The sequence below is a fragment of the Pseudoalteromonas sp. SR41-8 genome (genome assembly GCF_014163915.1).
Lineage (GTDB): Bacteria > Pseudomonadota > Gammaproteobacteria > Enterobacterales > Alteromonadaceae > Pseudoalteromonas > Pseudoalteromonas rhizosphaerae.
In genome coordinates this window covers 25,990-40,945 of record NZ_JACJEE010000004.1, presented here as the reverse complement: position 1 = coordinate 40,945, position 14,956 = coordinate 25,990, and the positions used below count along the sequence as shown (strand labels likewise).

13 protein-coding genes are annotated in these 14,956 nt (G+C 40.3%); 8 read left to right on the top strand and 5 right to left on the bottom strand.

The window, feature by feature from the left end:
- Nucleotides 1-3 precede the first annotated feature (3 nt).
- Nucleotides 4-2,250 carry an LPS assembly protein LptD gene (gene lptD / locus H5162_RS04245; RefSeq protein WP_145235450.1) on the bottom strand — a complete coding sequence of 749 codons (2,247 nt, stop codon included), beginning with the start codon at nt 2,248-2,250 and terminating at the stop codon, nt 4-6.
- A gap of 103 nt (nt 2,251-2,353) precedes the next feature.
- On the opposite strand from lptD, the gene H5162_RS04240 reads away from it, so the two are divergent.
- The 3 genes from H5162_RS04240 to djlA are packed head-to-tail and all read left to right on the top strand — an operon-like array spanning nt 2,354 to nt 4,929.
- Nucleotides 2,354-3,358 carry an aminoglycoside phosphotransferase family protein gene (locus tag H5162_RS04240; RefSeq protein WP_145235452.1) on the top strand — a complete coding sequence of 335 codons (1,005 nt, stop codon included), beginning with the start codon at nt 2,354-2,356 and terminating at the stop codon, nt 3,356-3,358.
- Nucleotides 3,358-4,029, top strand: coding sequence for an N-acetylmuramate alpha-1-phosphate uridylyltransferase MurU (gene murU, locus H5162_RS04235; protein ID WP_145235454.1), 672 nt, complete (start codon nt 3,358-3,360; stop codon nt 4,027-4,029). The genes H5162_RS04240 and murU overlap by 1 nt, the downstream gene beginning before the upstream one ends.
- A 27-nt stretch (nt 4,030-4,056) precedes the next feature.
- Nucleotides 4,057-4,929, top strand: coding sequence for a co-chaperone DjlA (djlA, locus tag H5162_RS04230; RefSeq protein ID WP_149982088.1), 873 nt, complete (start codon nt 4,057-4,059; stop codon nt 4,927-4,929).
- On the opposite strand, the gene H5162_RS04225 is transcribed toward djlA, so the two are convergent.
- Together H5162_RS04225 and rluA are read right to left on the bottom strand one after the other, a co-directional pair.
- Entirely contained in the window at nt 4,912-5,841 is a 930-nt protein-coding gene (locus H5162_RS04225) for a DUF3530 family protein (protein ID WP_182777781.1), read from the bottom strand. The two genes, djlA and H5162_RS04225, sit on opposite strands and share 18 nt — an antisense overlap.
- Nucleotides 5,842-5,917: 76 nt before the next feature.
- Nucleotides 5,918-6,571, bottom strand: coding sequence for a bifunctional tRNA pseudouridine(32) synthase/23S rRNA pseudouridine(746) synthase RluA (gene rluA / locus H5162_RS04220; RefSeq protein WP_145235460.1), 654 nt, complete (start codon nt 6,569-6,571; stop codon nt 5,918-5,920).
- A gap of 925 nt (nt 6,572-7,496) precedes the next feature.
- On the opposite strand from rluA, the gene H5162_RS04215 reads away from it, so the two are divergent.
- The 4 genes from H5162_RS04215 (at nt 7,497) to H5162_RS04200 (ending at nt 12,145) form a co-directional block, all read left to right on the top strand.
- Nucleotides 7,497-8,501, top strand: a complete 1,005-nt coding sequence (locus H5162_RS04215; protein ID WP_145235462.1) for a Fe(3+) ABC transporter substrate-binding protein — start codon at nt 7,497-7,499, stop codon at nt 8,499-8,501.
- Nucleotides 8,501-10,132, top strand: coding sequence for an iron ABC transporter permease (locus H5162_RS04210; RefSeq protein ID WP_182777779.1), 1,632 nt, complete (start codon nt 8,501-8,503; stop codon nt 10,130-10,132). Before H5162_RS04215 ends, H5162_RS04210 begins: the two co-directional genes overlap by 1 nt.
- Nucleotides 10,132-11,181 carry an ABC transporter ATP-binding protein gene (locus H5162_RS04205; RefSeq protein ID WP_145235466.1) on the top strand — a complete coding sequence of 350 codons (1,050 nt, stop codon included), beginning with the start codon at nt 10,132-10,134 and terminating at the stop codon, nt 11,179-11,181. The genes H5162_RS04210 and H5162_RS04205 overlap by 1 nt, the downstream gene beginning before the upstream one ends.
- A 64-nt stretch (nt 11,182-11,245) precedes the next feature.
- Entirely contained in the window at nt 11,246-12,145 is a 900-nt protein-coding gene (locus tag H5162_RS04200) for a Dyp-type peroxidase (protein WP_182731784.1), read from the top strand.
- Between the two features lie 19 nt (nt 12,146-12,164).
- Here H5162_RS04200 and argR read toward each other — a convergent pair whose 3' ends face one another.
- Entirely contained in the window at nt 12,165-12,632 is a 468-nt protein-coding gene (argR, locus tag H5162_RS04195) for a transcriptional regulator ArgR (RefSeq protein WP_145235470.1), read from the bottom strand.
- 224 nt (nt 12,633-12,856) lie between these two features.
- Here argR and mdh point away from each other — a divergent pair, with 224 nt between their 5' ends.
- On the top strand, nt 12,857-13,792 hold the full coding sequence (gene mdh / locus H5162_RS04190; protein WP_145235472.1) for a malate dehydrogenase: 936 nt from the start codon (nt 12,857-12,859) through the stop codon (nt 13,790-13,792).
- A gap of 80 nt (nt 13,793-13,872) precedes the next feature.
- On the opposite strand, the gene ispB is transcribed toward mdh, so the two are convergent.
- Complete coding sequence (ispB, locus tag H5162_RS04185; protein ID WP_182777778.1) at nt 13,873-14,844, bottom strand: octaprenyl diphosphate synthase; 972 nt, start codon at nt 14,842-14,844, stop codon at nt 13,873-13,875.
- Nucleotides 14,845-14,956: the final 112 nt, after the last annotated feature.

The following is a 14,956-nucleotide window of genomic DNA, read 5'->3' as shown; positions in this document are numbered from 1 at the left end:
ATACTAGTTATTAAGAAAATACGGTCTACGATAGCCAAAAATACCTTGTTGTAATAATTTTTGTGCATCATAACGGCTTTTACTACCTAACCCTTTTAAGACAATATTAAATCCAATACTTGAATCAAAAGTGGCTTGTTCTTGGCCTATCGCTTGATTTAAATCAGTTGCGATTTGGCGACGGGCGGTAACTTGAAAGGCCCAACAGCATGATTCATATTGCAATCCGCTGAACACCTCGACACTACGACCGTTTTCTAAATCACGGTGATAGCTACTTACAAACTGCCATTGATCACTGAGCGGAATGCTAGTAAAAAAGCCAACTTGTTCGATTGTATTGCCTGAGACATCATTTGCATAGCGATGGTTCAATTGAACGAGTTGATTATCGTCACCTTTATAATCTAAGGTCACATTTGACTGGATAATCTGTTTACCATCGGTGTCATATTGAATTCCGCCTGATAAATACCAGCGGCGGTGCCAATGTAACATGGTTTGTGCGGCAAACAAGGCATTATAGTTGGTATCTGAGTTTAACCCTTGCGATGTTGGCTTGGCTGAGTCACTTAAATAAAATATTTGACCAGCACTAAAATTAAACAACTCTTCACTTTTATTATTAAATAAACGCGTGGTTGCACCTAATGTAAATTGATTTGCTGCGGCTATACGATCCACACTTGAAAAACGACTATCACGGAATAAACCAAAAAAATCATCTTGTAATTTTGTTGTATCGTATAAACCTATATTGGATTGATCTTTATTCGGTGTATACAAATACTGCAGTTGTGGCTCTAAGGTTTGAATACCATCATCAGCGAAGATAGTGGTTTCACGCTCAAAGTTTAATTGGCTGTATAAACGCACTTTAGGCAAAGTACGCGATACTGATTTAGCATAATCAGTATTTGCCAAATCACCTTCTTGCTTATAGTTAGTGTGCAATACGCTAAATTCAGATAAAAACGACCATGCATGCTCTTGGTAGCCGTAGCTTGCTTTTGGTTCGATGTGTAAACGAGTTGCCTTTTCAATAACTTGAGTGTCATTTGTAAAGTGGCTCAGTTCACCGTCTAGGGTAAGTTCAATATCCTGAAAACTAAATGGTGCTGTTTGCGAAAAGCTAATTTGTGGCCACGCCGCATACGATTCAACATGATCACCGAGCACTTCAAAGTTTTGTACTTTTATATCTGTACGCCAAGTATCACCTAAGTGTGATAACGAGCCAGTACGGTACAGTTGGGTGTCAGTACGTGTTGCGTAATTAGAACCCAAATCAGTGAGATAGTTATCATCGCTGACGTTGGTTATATCAACATTAGCACGCCAATTTTCGGCAAAATAACTTTGTTGTTGCCAGTGAAATAGAAAGCGCTCTTTGAGTTCTGGTTCGGAGTCGTCTTTGTCAAGGTATTCAAGTGCTACGAGACCTTCATTGCTATCACTCAAATAACGAAATTCGGTTTGCAGCTGCAAGCCTTTTTTAGACATATAGCGTGGTGTAATCGTGGCATCAAAGTTTGGTGCAATATTCCAATAATATGGAGTAACTGTTTCTACGCCGTAGCGATCTGAACTGGAAATATTGGGTGTTAATAAGCCCGACTTTCTGCGATTATCAATTGGGAAAGTGAAATAGGGTAAATAAAGTACAGGCGTATCCATAATACGCAATACCATATCATGGGTTTCGCCCCAGCCTTCATCACTGGATAATAAAATTTGTTCAGCTTGAATTGCCCACACGGGCGTATCGCTTGGACAGGTAGTAAAGCTTGCGTTCAGCAGATCTAAGCCAGACTTATTAATAGTGAGCTTTTCTGCTCCGCCGTGTGCTTGTTGATCCGTCAGCTTATAATCGGCACCAAGTAGGCTGATTTCAGAACTATTTAAATCAGCATTAAGACCTGAGCTATTTACTTCACTGATAGTGTCACGGTAAGTAATAGGGCCAGTTGCATTAAGTAACCCACGCTGTTTGTCAATTAGCGCACTTTGTGCGGACAAACTCATAGTAAGGGTGTTAATATCAACATTACCGGTAAATTCTGCGCTTTGGGTGCCAAGCAGTTCAATATCATCTGAACGGATATCGATCATGCCTAAGTCAAGGCCAGCAAGCGGTTGCCAAGCTCTGGTTTGCATTGAATTGCCACAAAAGTTGTGTGTCAGTTCAGTTTCGGCGAACGATGGTGCGCTGATCACACTTAGCATCATCATGCCCCAGGTTTTGCTCATTTATTAACCTTAATATGCTGTCGTTGGATGTAAGAATGACATAATAAAGGAAAACAATGGCAAATACAGTAATTGACTTAGTGAAAAATAGATATCTTGTAAAATGAATCGTTATAAAAGTTTACAGCAGTTTTTAAATCCGCACTTCGAAGATGAAGTATACCAGCTAGCTGCGATCACCGGAGACGCCAGCTTTCGTCGTTATTTCCGTCTAAATCGCGGTCAAGATAGCTATATAGTTATGGACTCAGATCCAGCTAAGCTCGATAACACTCCTTATATAGAACTCAACAAAGTTTTTTCTGAGCATGGTTTCAAACTACCAAAAATATTACATGCTGATGAAAAGCAAGGGTTCTTCTTATTAAGCGATTTAGGCAACACACATCTTGCTGATATGCTAGATGATAAAGAACGTATTAATCACTATAAACACCTTATAAAACTTAGTGCACAATGGGCAAAAATGCCGCCTGTTGAGCACATGAAAGATTTTGATCGGGCATTTTTAGAATTAGAACTAAGTATTTTTTTAGAATGGTTGGTAGAGGGATTTTTAGAGCTAGAAGTTACTGCTGCAGAACGTACTTTATGGCAAACGAGCTGTGAGTTATTAATTGAAAATATACTCGCGCAACCTAGCGTCACCGTACACCGTGATTTTCATAGCCGTAATATTATGCACAGTGAACAGCAATGGGCAATTATTGACTATCAAGATGCCGTGCAAGGCCCGGTATGCTATGACCTGGTATCGTTACTGCGTGATTGTTATTTTAAACTTCCTCACGATGAACTTGAATACTTACTTGAGCATGCATTTGCTGAGTTTGAGCAACAGGGCTTGCTCAGTAACATCAGCTTTGCAACCTTTAAACAATGGTTTGATTTAACCGGTATTCAACGCCATTTAAAAGCGGCGGGTATTTTTTGCCGGTTAAATTTACGCGATGGTAAACTCGGTTATATGGATAATGTATTACCGACACTGCGCTACATTAGTGATGTGGCGCAAGATCATTCATCGTTGGTGGAGCTGGGTAAATGGATCAACAGTAAGATTATTCCTGCTACCTTAGTCGCACTTAATAAAGTGCCAACTAAATAATGAAAGCGATGATTTTAGCCGCGGGTCGCGGTCAGCGAATGATGCCACTTACCGCAGAATTACCTAAACCTATGTTAAAGGTGCAAGGAAAACCATTAATCGAGCATCATATTGAGCGACTAAAAACAGCAGGGATCACTGATTTTATTATTAACCTTGCTTGGCAAGGAGATAAGATCCGTGCTTACTTTGGCGATGGTAGCCGGCTTGGTGTACATATTGAGTATAGCCAAGAGCCTGAGCAGGGATTAGAAACTGCAGGTGGTATTATTCAAGCATTACCTTTGCTTGGTGAGCAATTTATTGTTATTAATGGCGATATATTTACCGACTATGATGTTAGTTCATTACTGCATATTCACTTAGATGCGGGCGAGGCACATATTGTGTTGGTTGAAAATCCAGCCCACAACCCAAATGGTGACTTTACGTTGCGTCATCTAAGCGCAGATAGCCCCAAGTATACATTTTCTGGTATTAGTCGCTTTCATCAGCAATTTTTTGCAGGAATTACAGCGGGTACTCATCGCTTAGGGCCATTATTAAAAAGTAAATTGGCTGAGCATGTTGTCTCTACGGAGCTGTACATAGGTAACTGGGACGATATCGGAACTCCAGAACGATTAGCTCAATTGAATGAGTTGTTGATAGAGCAACAAAAAACTCATTAAGTAATTCACATATAATAGGAGCGCCTCATGTGGGGTAAAATTTTAGGTGCCTGCTTTGGCTTTATGTTTGGGCGTATTATAGGCTTATTTATAGGCTTATACCTGGGCCATATGTTTGACAAGAGTTTAAAGCAGAACTTTGATAAAGCCGGCGGCTTTTCAAGCTTATTTAAAGGCGATGATGATATTAATCAGCGCCAAGCGTTATTTTTTACCAGCTGTTTTGGAGTAATGGGGCACATTGCTAAGTCAAATGGCCGCGTAAGCGAAACCCACATCCGTGCTGCCAGTTTATTTATGGATGAAATGGGACTCACTGGTGATGATCGCAAAGAGGCACAAGATGCATTTAAAGCGGGAAAAGACGCTGATTTTTCATTAAAAGAAACTGTTTTCGATTTTAAAGAGCGTTTTGCTCGTCGCCATGATTTATTACAACTGTTTTTAGAAATTCAAATCCAAATGGCGTTTTCTGATGGGGTGTTAGCTGCGCAAGAAAAGGAGCTACTCCAAGAGGTAAGTAAGTTATTAGGGATCTCTAAAACTCACTTTGCATTTGTACTTAAACGTTACCAAGCTGAATTTTCATTTCGTCAGCAACAACAACGCTATCAACAGCAGCAACAACGTCAACAAGGGCAAAGCAGTAGTTATCGTGAAGGCTCAGGGCATCATGTACCGCCAAATAGTGGCATGAGCCGTACTCAAGCTCTGGCTTTGCTGGGGCTAAATAATGAGGCGAGTGAACGAGAAGTAAAAGTAGCGTACCGTAAATTAATGGCGCAGCACCATCCTGATAAATTAGTTTCTCAAGGTTTACCTAAACATATGATGGAACTGGCAGTCAAGAAAAGCCAAGATATTCAAGCCGCTTACGAATATTTAAAAAAGGCGGCGTAAAAACCCGTCTACTTCTTTGGTCAAGCGCTCATGTTGCTCAGGCTCAGAGCGCAAACCAAACAGCTCACGTTGGCGGTAATCATATTTACTGTGACGTTTAACCCAGCGTTTTCTATCCGCCACACTCAGCAGTAAGTCTGGGTTATCTATGTTGTAGTAAATATCCAATAACGGCGGGCTAATAGTCGATATAATCGCGTTAAGTTGTTGGTTACGTTTACTGTTTGGTAAATAACTGCTAAGGCTGACAAATGCATCTATGTTGGTATTTGGATATTCGCCATAGTGTTCGAGCAATACTCCAGCAGAGGCACCTTGTGCAATAACAACAATTTTTCCATCTTCATCCAATGCACTTTGATACAACGCATTAAAGCGTGCAATTAAGTTGAGTTTATAATTATCTATTATCGCATTGCTTATATGAGCGATAGCATCAACATGTACAACAGGAGTGGCTGTGTCAGCTGATGGTTCGCCATTGTCTAAACTTGTAGTTTGCTTAGCCGCTGCAGGTTCAGTTGTTTCACTTGCATCCGCAGGTGGCACTGCTTGCCAATCAATATCGGGTACCGTCATAGCAATTGTGGCATAGCCTAAATCGTTAAGTTGCGTGCGTAAAAAGTTGAGCCCGTTGTTATTGGTAGGTAAGTGTTGCCAATCAGGGATAATCAACACCACACCGCGCTGCTGGGCACTCATGTGTTGGCGATATAAACTTAAAAACTCAGTATCACCGGCAAGTAGCGGTTTTAGTTCATCTTGCGGCATTAAGCGTGATAAATCATTACTGCTGATTGTTGACCATGGTGTGGGTGCAATAAAGTCGGCTGCTTGGGCTGGCATGGCCAAGACAGTCGCGTAAACCAAACTAATTAATTGCCATACTTTAAACTGTTTGCCGATAGCCATATAAACCACCACGATGAATCAATAAGTTGTTATCGGCGTGTACAGCAAAAAGTTTAGTGTGATTTTAAGCTCGTAATTAAAACTCTGGCTCAGCTTCAAAAGTCATAATTTGTGCTGTTCCCGGGTGAGTGAGCTGTAGCATTTGTGCGTGCAATTGCAAGCGCGGGGCAGCAGCCAGGGCATCAGGGTGAGCATAGAGCCTATCGCCTAAAATAGGGTGCCCCAATGACAACATATGCACACGTAATTGATGTGAACGTCCGGTAATAGGGGTAAGTTCCACACGAGTGGCGTGCAACTCATGCTCCAGTACAGTGTAATGAGTTAAAGAGGGCTTCCCCTTGTCATGATCAACCATTTGCTTAGGGCGGTTTGGCCAATCACAGATCAGTGGCAAATTGACTGATCCCGTTAATGGCTCTAATTTACCGTACACTCGTGCAATATAGCGCTTTGCAGTTTGGCGTTCTTGAAACTGCATACTTAAATGACGATGAGCCGATTTATGCATTGCTAAACAAATAATTCCAGAGGTTGCCATATCTAAGCGGTGAACTATTTTTGCCGTAGGAAAAACACGGTTAACGCGAGCTATCAAACAATCGGCGTGTTTAGGATCTTTTCCCGGCACAGTCAAAAGTTCACTGGGCTTGTTGACGATCAGTAAATCATCATCTTGAAATAAAATGGTTAAATACGGATCTAATGGAGGATTGTAGTTAATTAACACGGCCGACCTCAATGATTTGTGAGCGCGCTATTTTAGAGAAGTCATCGCTTATACACAATCAATAACGTATTAGATTAGACGCGAGAGTATTAATGAGCGAGTTAATTGGCAAGTAGTCGTTAAGCAGAGGGTATTTTTGGGCAAAAGAAAAGCGCGAACTATTGCTAGTCGCGCTTGCGGAATCTTCTAATTTTCTGCATCCTGCAATTGAACTTAATCAACTCCTAAACTTTACTAATCCATGTGATCACACTGTTACTTATTCGTTCTGCGTGATATAGGCTATCCGTGCCTCTGTCCTATGTGCTTCCTTTTGATCCTTTTTGGTAATCTCTATTACCGGTCCTTTACGCATCGTCCTGATGCTATCCCTTAGTTAACAGTTCCATTGTGATACCCTTTAGGGCCTGTCCATCTGTCCGCTTTTATAACATCCTGTCTAACAACTCTCTTGCGAGCCCTGTTGTTATTCCTTTTCGCATCATCTTGACGCTGTCCGTGTATTTACTATCCTTAGTGCTACTCATCCTGAGCCTGTCCGTGAATCCATTTTTTCCTAACGTAACCTTTAATTCGAGGTTTATGAGTAATCATTCCTTGTCCGTTTACTCATTTAAGCGTCACTGCTTAACCGATGAAGTAAGTATAGAGAGTATCTGCAAACAAAATAGGCTAAAAACAGTAACGAAAATACAGTCATTATTTTGAAATTTTATAATAGTTATTATATTTCATGTGGTTAGTTTGTTTTTAGACTTTTTTTATGATGTTTTATACTCAATAGCTGTCATAACCGTGAGATATATCGCACAAGTGATTTCCATTATGGGCATGGTCATCATTGATTAAGATTTAATAAGTGCACTTTTTCAAGGAGCAAGTTATCATTACATGATAATAGTTATTATTTAGTTGGAAGCGATTTATGAAAAAGACATTAGCAGCTTTAGTTGGCTTAGTGTTAACAACCCCTGTGTTTGCAGATGAAGCAGTAAATATTTACTCTTTTCGACAACCGTTTTTAATTCAGCCAATATTAGATGATTTTACTAAGCAAACAGGCATTAAAACAAATGTGGTGTTTGCTAAAAAAGGATTAATAGAGCGTGTTAAGCGTGAAGGAAAGCATAGCCAAGCTGATTTAGTCTTAACCTCTAATTTTAGTGATTTAGTGCAGCTAGATGAATTAGATTTAACCCAAACAATTAATAGTGAAACCGTTAATAGTAATGTACCGGCTAAGTTTCGTGATGTTGAAGGACAATGGGTTGCATTAACTAAGCGGGTGCGTAACGTTTATTCATCAAAAGAGCGCATAGGTGCATTAGCGCATTTAAGCTATGAAGAATTAGCCGATCCTAAATACAAAGGCAAAATTTGCACCCGTTCGGGTAAGCACCCATATAATTTAGGCTTGGTCGCTTCAATGATTGCACACCATGGTGAAGCAGAAACTAAAAAATGGCTTGAAGGTGTGAAAGCAAATTTAGTTCGTAAACCTCAAGGTAATGACCGCGGGCAAGTAAAGGCAGTAAAAGAAGGCTTATGTGATTTAGCGATCGGTAATAGTTATTACTTTGGTAAGATGATGGAAGATCCCGAGCAAAAACCATGGGCTGATGCCGTACATATTAACTTTCCGAATCAAGATAACAGAGGCTCACATATTAACGTATCTGGTGTAGTTATGACCAAGTACGCTAAAAATCCTGAAAATGCCTTGAAACTAATCGAGTTTATGACCGACAATAAGGCGCAAAATATGTACGCTTCGGTCAATATGGAATATCCAGTAAGACTGGGCGTTGAATTATCAAGCTTAGTAGCATCATGGGGTAGCTTTAAGGAAGATAGCTTAGCGCTTGATGAAATTAGCAAATATCGTCCTTTAGCACTTAAGCTAATTGATGAGGTGAAGTTCGACCTTTAATGAGTTTAAAATTTTCACTGTCGCGATGGCAGTTATTCGCGTGGGTTATTGGCATAGTGTTGATAACCCCATTGTGTTTTTTATTGTTCGAATCACTACAAGGCGATTCTGACGTATTTAGCCACCTCTGGGATACCGTGCTGTGGGATTATACCCGCAATACACTGTTACTTATTTTGGGTGTTGGCGTTGTCAGTTGTATTATTGCCCTTCCGCTTGGCTGGTTAACCGCTTATTGTGATTTTCCCGGCCGTAAACAGTTTGAGTGGGCGCTTATGCTGCCCCTTGCGATGCCGACCTATATTATTGCTTACGTTTACACTGATCTGTTTGATTATGCCGGTCCGGTGCAAATAGGGTTACGCGAATGGTTTGGTTGGCAATCACCTAATGATTATTGGTTTTTTGATATTCGTACTTTATCTGGTGCGATTATTATGATTGCCTTAGTGCTTTATCCTTATTTGTATTTGATTTTTAAAACTGCATTACGCGAACAGTCATTTAAATTGGTGCAGGCGAGTCAGTTGATGGGATTATCACCTAAGCAGAGCTTTTTCAAAGTTAGTTTACCACTTGCTCGAGGGGCGATTGTGGCTGGACTGACGCTGATCAGTATGGAAGCAATGGCTGACTTTGCAACCGTTAATTATTTTGCGGTAAGTACTTTAACTACAGCGGTTTATGATACTTGGTTAGGGTATTATTCGTTAACAGCTGCGGCTAAAATTTCAGGTATTATGTTACTTATATTGTTTTTAGCGTTAACGATGGAGCGTTTTAGTCGTCGTAATCAAGCTGTATTTGAGCGCCAACCAAGCGTCAACAGTGATGCGCTATATAACTTAACGGGCAAAAGTGCATGGCTGGCAACTATCTTTTGTATTGCAGTGTTATTTTTTGCCTTTATATTACCTGTCGCTGTGTTAATGGGTTATGCCATTTTATATTTCGGACAAGCATGGAATAGCGTATTTTTTCTCTATGCATGGCAAAGCTTTAAAGTCGCGGCCATCGTGAGCATTATCACCATTATTTTGAGTCTGTTAGTGGTATTTTATCAGCGCATTGCTAAGCAGCAATATCCACTTGTACCTGGGCGATTAGCCAGTACAGGTTATGCGTTACCTGGAACAGTACTCGCTATTGCAGTGTTGTTACCATTGACCTTGTTAGACGATAAATTAAATACTTGGTTAGAGCCAATAGGTATTACACCGGGGCTATTATTGAGCGGTACTTTGTTTGCAATTATATTTGCATATGTGGTGCGCTTTTACGCTATAGCTCATGGTGCAATTGAAGCTAGTTTTATGCGGATAAGCCCATCGCTTGATATGGCGAGTCAATCAATGGGGAAAAGCCAAGGCCAAACTCTACGCAAAGTACATATCCCGTTATTACGTCGTGGTATTTTAACCGCAGGATTGTTGGTATTCATTGAATGCATGAAAGAATTACCTACCGCATTGTTATTAAGGCCATTTAATTTTGAAACCTTAGCGACTCATGTGTTTCAGTATGTCAGTGATGAGCAGTTAGAGCTGGCGTCTATTTCAGCGTTAGCAATTGTTTTGGTGGGGTTAATTCCTTTATACTTTATTAATCGCTCGATGGAGCAACGCAGTTAATGAGCAGTTTAGTATTAGAAAATTTATCGTATCAATACAACGGCACATCCGTGATTGAGCACTTAGATTTAACTGTCGCACAAGATGAAATAGTGTGTTTACTCGGTGCTAGTGGCTGTGGAAAAACCACCACATTAAAAGCTATTGCTGGGCTGATTGAAGCAAAGCAAGGAAAAGTATTTATTGATGGTAAGTTAGTCAGTGATGAGCATACTTTTTTAGCGCCAGAGTATCGAAATATTGGCATGATGTTTCAAGATTATGCGCTATTTCCACATTTAACTGTGGCTGATAATATTGCCTTTGGCTTAACCAATATGACAAAAGCGGATAAGTTAAAGCGCGTTGCTGAAATGCTTGAATTAGTGCATTTAATTAATTGTGCAGAACGTTTCCCGCATCAGTTATCTGGGGGTCAGCAGCAGCGAGTGGCAATTGCTAGGGCACTGGCTTATAAACCTAGTTTATTGTTATTAGATGAACCGTTTTCCAATATTGATACGCAAGTACGGTTTGAGTTAATTGCAGATATTCGTCGTATTATTAAAACCCAGCAAGTATCAGCTGTATTTGTTACTCATTCAAAAGAAGAGGCATTTGCGTTTGCTGATACATTAGCAGTAATGCACTGTGGGAAAATTGCTCAACAAGGTACGTCTGAGCAGCTATTTAGTGCTCCAAGCTCAAAGGTAGTTGCAGAATTTCTTGGTCAGGGCATATACTTAGATGCAGAAGTATTAACAGCAACTGAATATCATACTGCTTTCGGATGTGTTGAGTCATTAGTTACGCATCGTCATGTTAAGCAAGTTGGGAAACTTTATGTTCGCCCACACCATCTTGAGTTAATACCTTTTCAATCACAAGGCTGTAGTGCAAATACGGTGACTATTTTAAACAGTCGTTTTGTTGGTTCGCATTTTGTGTATAAGGTTATGGTTGATGGACAAGAAATTGAAGTTGCTGCTCAGTTGGGCCACTCATTTTTAGCAAATGAACAGGTGACAATAAAAATAACACCACACACGGTTAACTTTTTCGCAGATTAAGTGCTTTAGTATTTTTAATTTCATTAAAAACGCCGTGTATGAGATTTTGAGTTAAGGAAATACCATGGCGCAAGCGCAATCTGGAATTTGTGCTGAGGCAAACTTGCACGGTTTACATTTGTTTTTTAATGTATTTGATGGCCACGATGAGTCATTACGCAAAAAGTTAAAATACGTGAGCGCTATCCAAGATGAGTTTTCAGATCAGTTTTCTGAATCGATGCTCTCCAGCCTAGTTGCAGTGGGGGCACAGTACTGGCCGCACATTCTGCCTGAATTTCTGCCTAGTGAATTACAGAGCTTTCCTAATATTACTCATAATGATCATATTATGGGTGCTCAGCCTTTTGATTTATTTGTCCAAATTCGTTCCGATAGGGAAGATGTAAACCATTTATTTGCTTTGCAAATTCTTAAGTTATTTGCCCCCGATGTTGAATTGGTTGAGCAAGTGCGAAACTTTCGATTTTTAGATGGTCGCGATTTTAATGGTTTTATACTCGGTGGTGACACTCCTCATGGTCGCCAAAAGCGCATCACAGCGTTAATCAATAAACCCAACCATTTTGAAGATCAAGGCAGTTACGTACATATACAGCGCTATAAGCATGACTTAAGTGTGTGGCAAAACCTACCTCTGAGTGAGCAAGAGCAAATAATGGGACGCACTCGCTTAGATAATACCTTGATTATGCCTGCGACTGAGAATAGTCATGCTGTACGCACTGAGTTAAAAGATGAGCAAGGGCAACCACTGCAATTAAATCAAAACATGCCTTATGGTGACGTTTACGAACAGGGTATATTAGCGATTAGTTATGCAGCACAGGGAAATGCATTTGAGCAAGTATTACGAAGTCGATTAGGTGATGCCGATTGCTACGATCATTGGCTTGATTTTACTCAAGCCGATATGGGTTCTGCGTTTTTTGCCCCATCAATTAACTTTTTAAAGCAGCTGTAAAAAGTTTGAATCGGTAGATTTATACCGTATCAAATAAAATACGCACACGTTCAAGAGTTACATCAATTTCAGATACTTTAGCTGGAGCGATAAAAATAGTATCGTCACCAGCAATGGTACCTAGTACGCCATCTGCTTTACCTAATGAATCTAATAGTCGAGCAATTAATTGTGCAGCTCCTGGGCTGGTTCGAATAATGATCATCATTTCGTTATGCATTATATCAATCACTAACTGACGTAATGGACTTTTCGCTGTAGGTACGCCCATTTCAGCAGGCAAACAATAGACCATTTCTTGTTTGGCATTACGAGTGCGTACCGCGCCAAACTTGCTTAACATCCGCGACACCTTACTTTGACTAATATTATCAAAGCCTTGCTCTTTTAGGGCGTCAACAATCTCACCTTGTGAACCAAAGTTTTCTTCTTTTAAAAGTGCCTTAAAGGCCTTTACTAATGCTTCTTGTTTATCTTGTGGTTGCATATTATAGGTTCTTATTCATAAGTGATGCGCTAATTGTACACAATGTTGCATACTTATGCAGTAGTTGTTTGCTTTTGCGATGGATTTTAGTGCTGTAAACCAGCAAGTTTACAACTATGGTCTAAATTATATGTGAAATAAGCAGGATAAATTTGTCTTTAGTCGTTAATTTCATTATCTTTAGAGCCACAAATATTTCCTACCTCAAATTACGGAGAATTCCAATGAAAGTTGCTGTATTAGGTGCTGCTGGCGGTATCGGCCAAGCGTTGTCTTTATTATTAAAAACAGGCTTACCAGCTGGTTCTGAATTATCACTTTATGATGTTGCTCCAGTTGTTCCTGGTGTTGCTGTTGATCTTTCTCATATCCCAACTGACGTTAAAGTTGCAGGCTTTGGTGTTGATGCACTAGATCAAGCGTTAACTGGTTGTGATATCGTTCTTATCCCTGCTGGTATGCCACGTAAGCCTGGTATGGACCGCGCTGATTTATTTAATGTTAATGCTGGTATTATCAAAACATTAGCAGAAGGTATTGTTGCTAACTGTCCAAAAGCATTAGTGGGTATTATCACTAACCCAGTAAATGGCACTGTGCCAATTGTTGCGGAAGTATTCAAAAAAGCAGGTACTTACGACGCGAAACGTGTTTTCGGTATTACCACTCTTGATGTGATCCGTTCAGAAGCATTTGTAGCTGAGCTTAAAGGTGTTGACGTTGCAACTGTGAAAGTACCAGTAATTGGTGGTCACTCAGGCACAACAATCCTTCCGTTACTATCTCAAGTTGAAGGCGTTACTTTCACTGATGAAGAAGTTGCTGCACTTACTCCACGTATCCAAAATGCAGGTACTGAAGTAGTAAATGCAAAAGCGGGCGGTGGTTCTGCAACATTATCAATGGGCGCTGCTGCTGCACGTTTTTGTATGTCTTTAGTTAAAGGCTTACAAGGTGAAGACGTTGTAGATTACGCTTACGTTGCTGTTGAAAATGGCGATGCTGCATACTTTGCACACCCAGTACGTTTAGGTAAAAACGGCGTAGAAGAAATTCTTTCTTACGGTGAACTAAGCGCATTTGAAGAGCAAGCTAAAAACGACATGCTTGATACGCTGAAAAAAGACATCCAAGAAGGTGTTGATTTCATCAACGCTTAATTGCTAAGTCGATTGATACAAAAAAGCCTGCATTTGCAGGCTTTTTTATGCTCGAAGGATTTTTATACATTAGGTGTTTATTAGTGATTACGATCAACGGCAATACGAGCCAAGCTAACGAGTGCTTCTTTATACGGTGATTCATCTAATACAGATAAACATGCAATCGCTTTATTGGCTTCTTCGTTGGCTTTATTCATCGTAAACTCAAGTGCTTTGGTTTCATTGAGGGCACTTAGAATAGCTTCTAAGTGGTCCATACCATTACTGTGCTCAATGGCATCACGGATCAACTGTACTTGCTCAGCATTACCGTGGCGCATAGCATAAAGTAGTGGCAGGGTAGGTTTGCCTTCGGCCAGATCATCACCGATGTTTTTACCTAACTGCTCAGCATCAGCATTGTAATCAAGTACGTCATCCACCAATTGAAAAGCGGTTCCTAAATGCATACCATAAAGATTAAGCGCTTGCAGCGTAGAGTCGTCTTTTTCGGTAATAATCGCAGCAAGGCCTGTTGCAGCTTCAAATAATTTAGCTGTTTTAGAATAAATTACCTGCATGTAGCTATCTTCGGTGGTATCAGGGTCGTTACAGTTCATTAATTGCAGCACTTCACCTTCGGCAATCACGTTGGTTGCATCAGCGAGTATTTGCATAACTTGCATTTTACCAATACCAACCATCAGCTGAAATGAGCGGGTGTAGATAAAGTCACCAACAAGTACGCTGGCTGCATTACCAAACTCAGCATTTGCTGTCGGTGTTCCTCTGCGTAAATTTGATTCATCAACGACATCATCATGCAGTAATGTAGCTGTGTGAATAAATTCAACAATAGTTGCTAAAGTAACATGATCTTTGCCTTCATAGCCAAGTGCTTTAGCCGCTAAAATAGCCAACATAGGGCGAACACGCTTGCCGCCGCTGTTTACTATATATAAGCCTAGTTGATTGACTAATGCTACATCAGAGCGCATTTGCGCGTAAATTAGTTGATTGACGTCATTCATATCGTTTTCGATTAACGCCTGGATAGCTTTTATATCCATTGATCTCCGAGCCAATTTTAATGGGTATACGGGGCTGATTGTACAACAAAAAACAGCTTTGCTCGACAGTTTGTGACGATTCGCTGAAAAAACACGGTTAAGCAGCTTAATT

What these genes read in the sequence shown, in the direction of transcription:
- mdh (WP_145235472.1), top strand. Translation starts at nt 12,857, where the DNA reads ATGAAAGTTGCTGTATTAGGTGCTGCTGGCGGTATCGGCCAAGCGTTG.
- H5162_RS04215 (WP_145235462.1), top strand. Translation starts at nt 7,497, where the DNA reads ATGAAAAAGACATTAGCAGCTTTAGTTGGCTTAGTGTTAACAACCCCT.
- H5162_RS04210 (WP_182777779.1), top strand. Translation starts at nt 8,501, where the DNA reads ATGAGTTTAAAATTTTCACTGTCGCGATGGCAGTTATTCGCGTGGGTT.
- H5162_RS04225 (WP_182777781.1), bottom strand. Translation starts at nt 5,841, where the DNA reads ATGGCTATCGGCAAACAGTTTAAAGTATGGCAATTAATTAGTTTGGTT.
- lptD (WP_145235450.1), bottom strand. Translation starts at nt 2,250, where the DNA reads ATGAGCAAAACCTGGGGCATGATGATGCTAAGTGTGATCAGCGCACCA.
- ispB (WP_182777778.1), bottom strand. Translation starts at nt 14,844, where the DNA reads ATGGATATAAAAGCTATCCAGGCGTTAATCGAAAACGATATGAATGAC.
- argR (WP_145235470.1), bottom strand. Translation starts at nt 12,632, where the DNA reads ATGCAACCACAAGATAAACAAGAAGCATTAGTAAAGGCCTTTAAGGCA.
- djlA (WP_149982088.1), top strand. Translation starts at nt 4,057, where the DNA reads ATGTGGGGTAAAATTTTAGGTGCCTGCTTTGGCTTTATGTTTGGGCGT.
- H5162_RS04240 (WP_145235452.1), top strand. Translation starts at nt 2,354, where the DNA reads ATGAATCGTTATAAAAGTTTACAGCAGTTTTTAAATCCGCACTTCGAA.
- murU (WP_145235454.1), top strand. Translation starts at nt 3,358, where the DNA reads ATGAAAGCGATGATTTTAGCCGCGGGTCGCGGTCAGCGAATGATGCCA.
- H5162_RS04200 (WP_182731784.1), top strand. Translation starts at nt 11,246, where the DNA reads ATGGCGCAAGCGCAATCTGGAATTTGTGCTGAGGCAAACTTGCACGGT.
- H5162_RS04205 (WP_145235466.1), top strand. Translation starts at nt 10,132, where the DNA reads ATGAGCAGTTTAGTATTAGAAAATTTATCGTATCAATACAACGGCACA.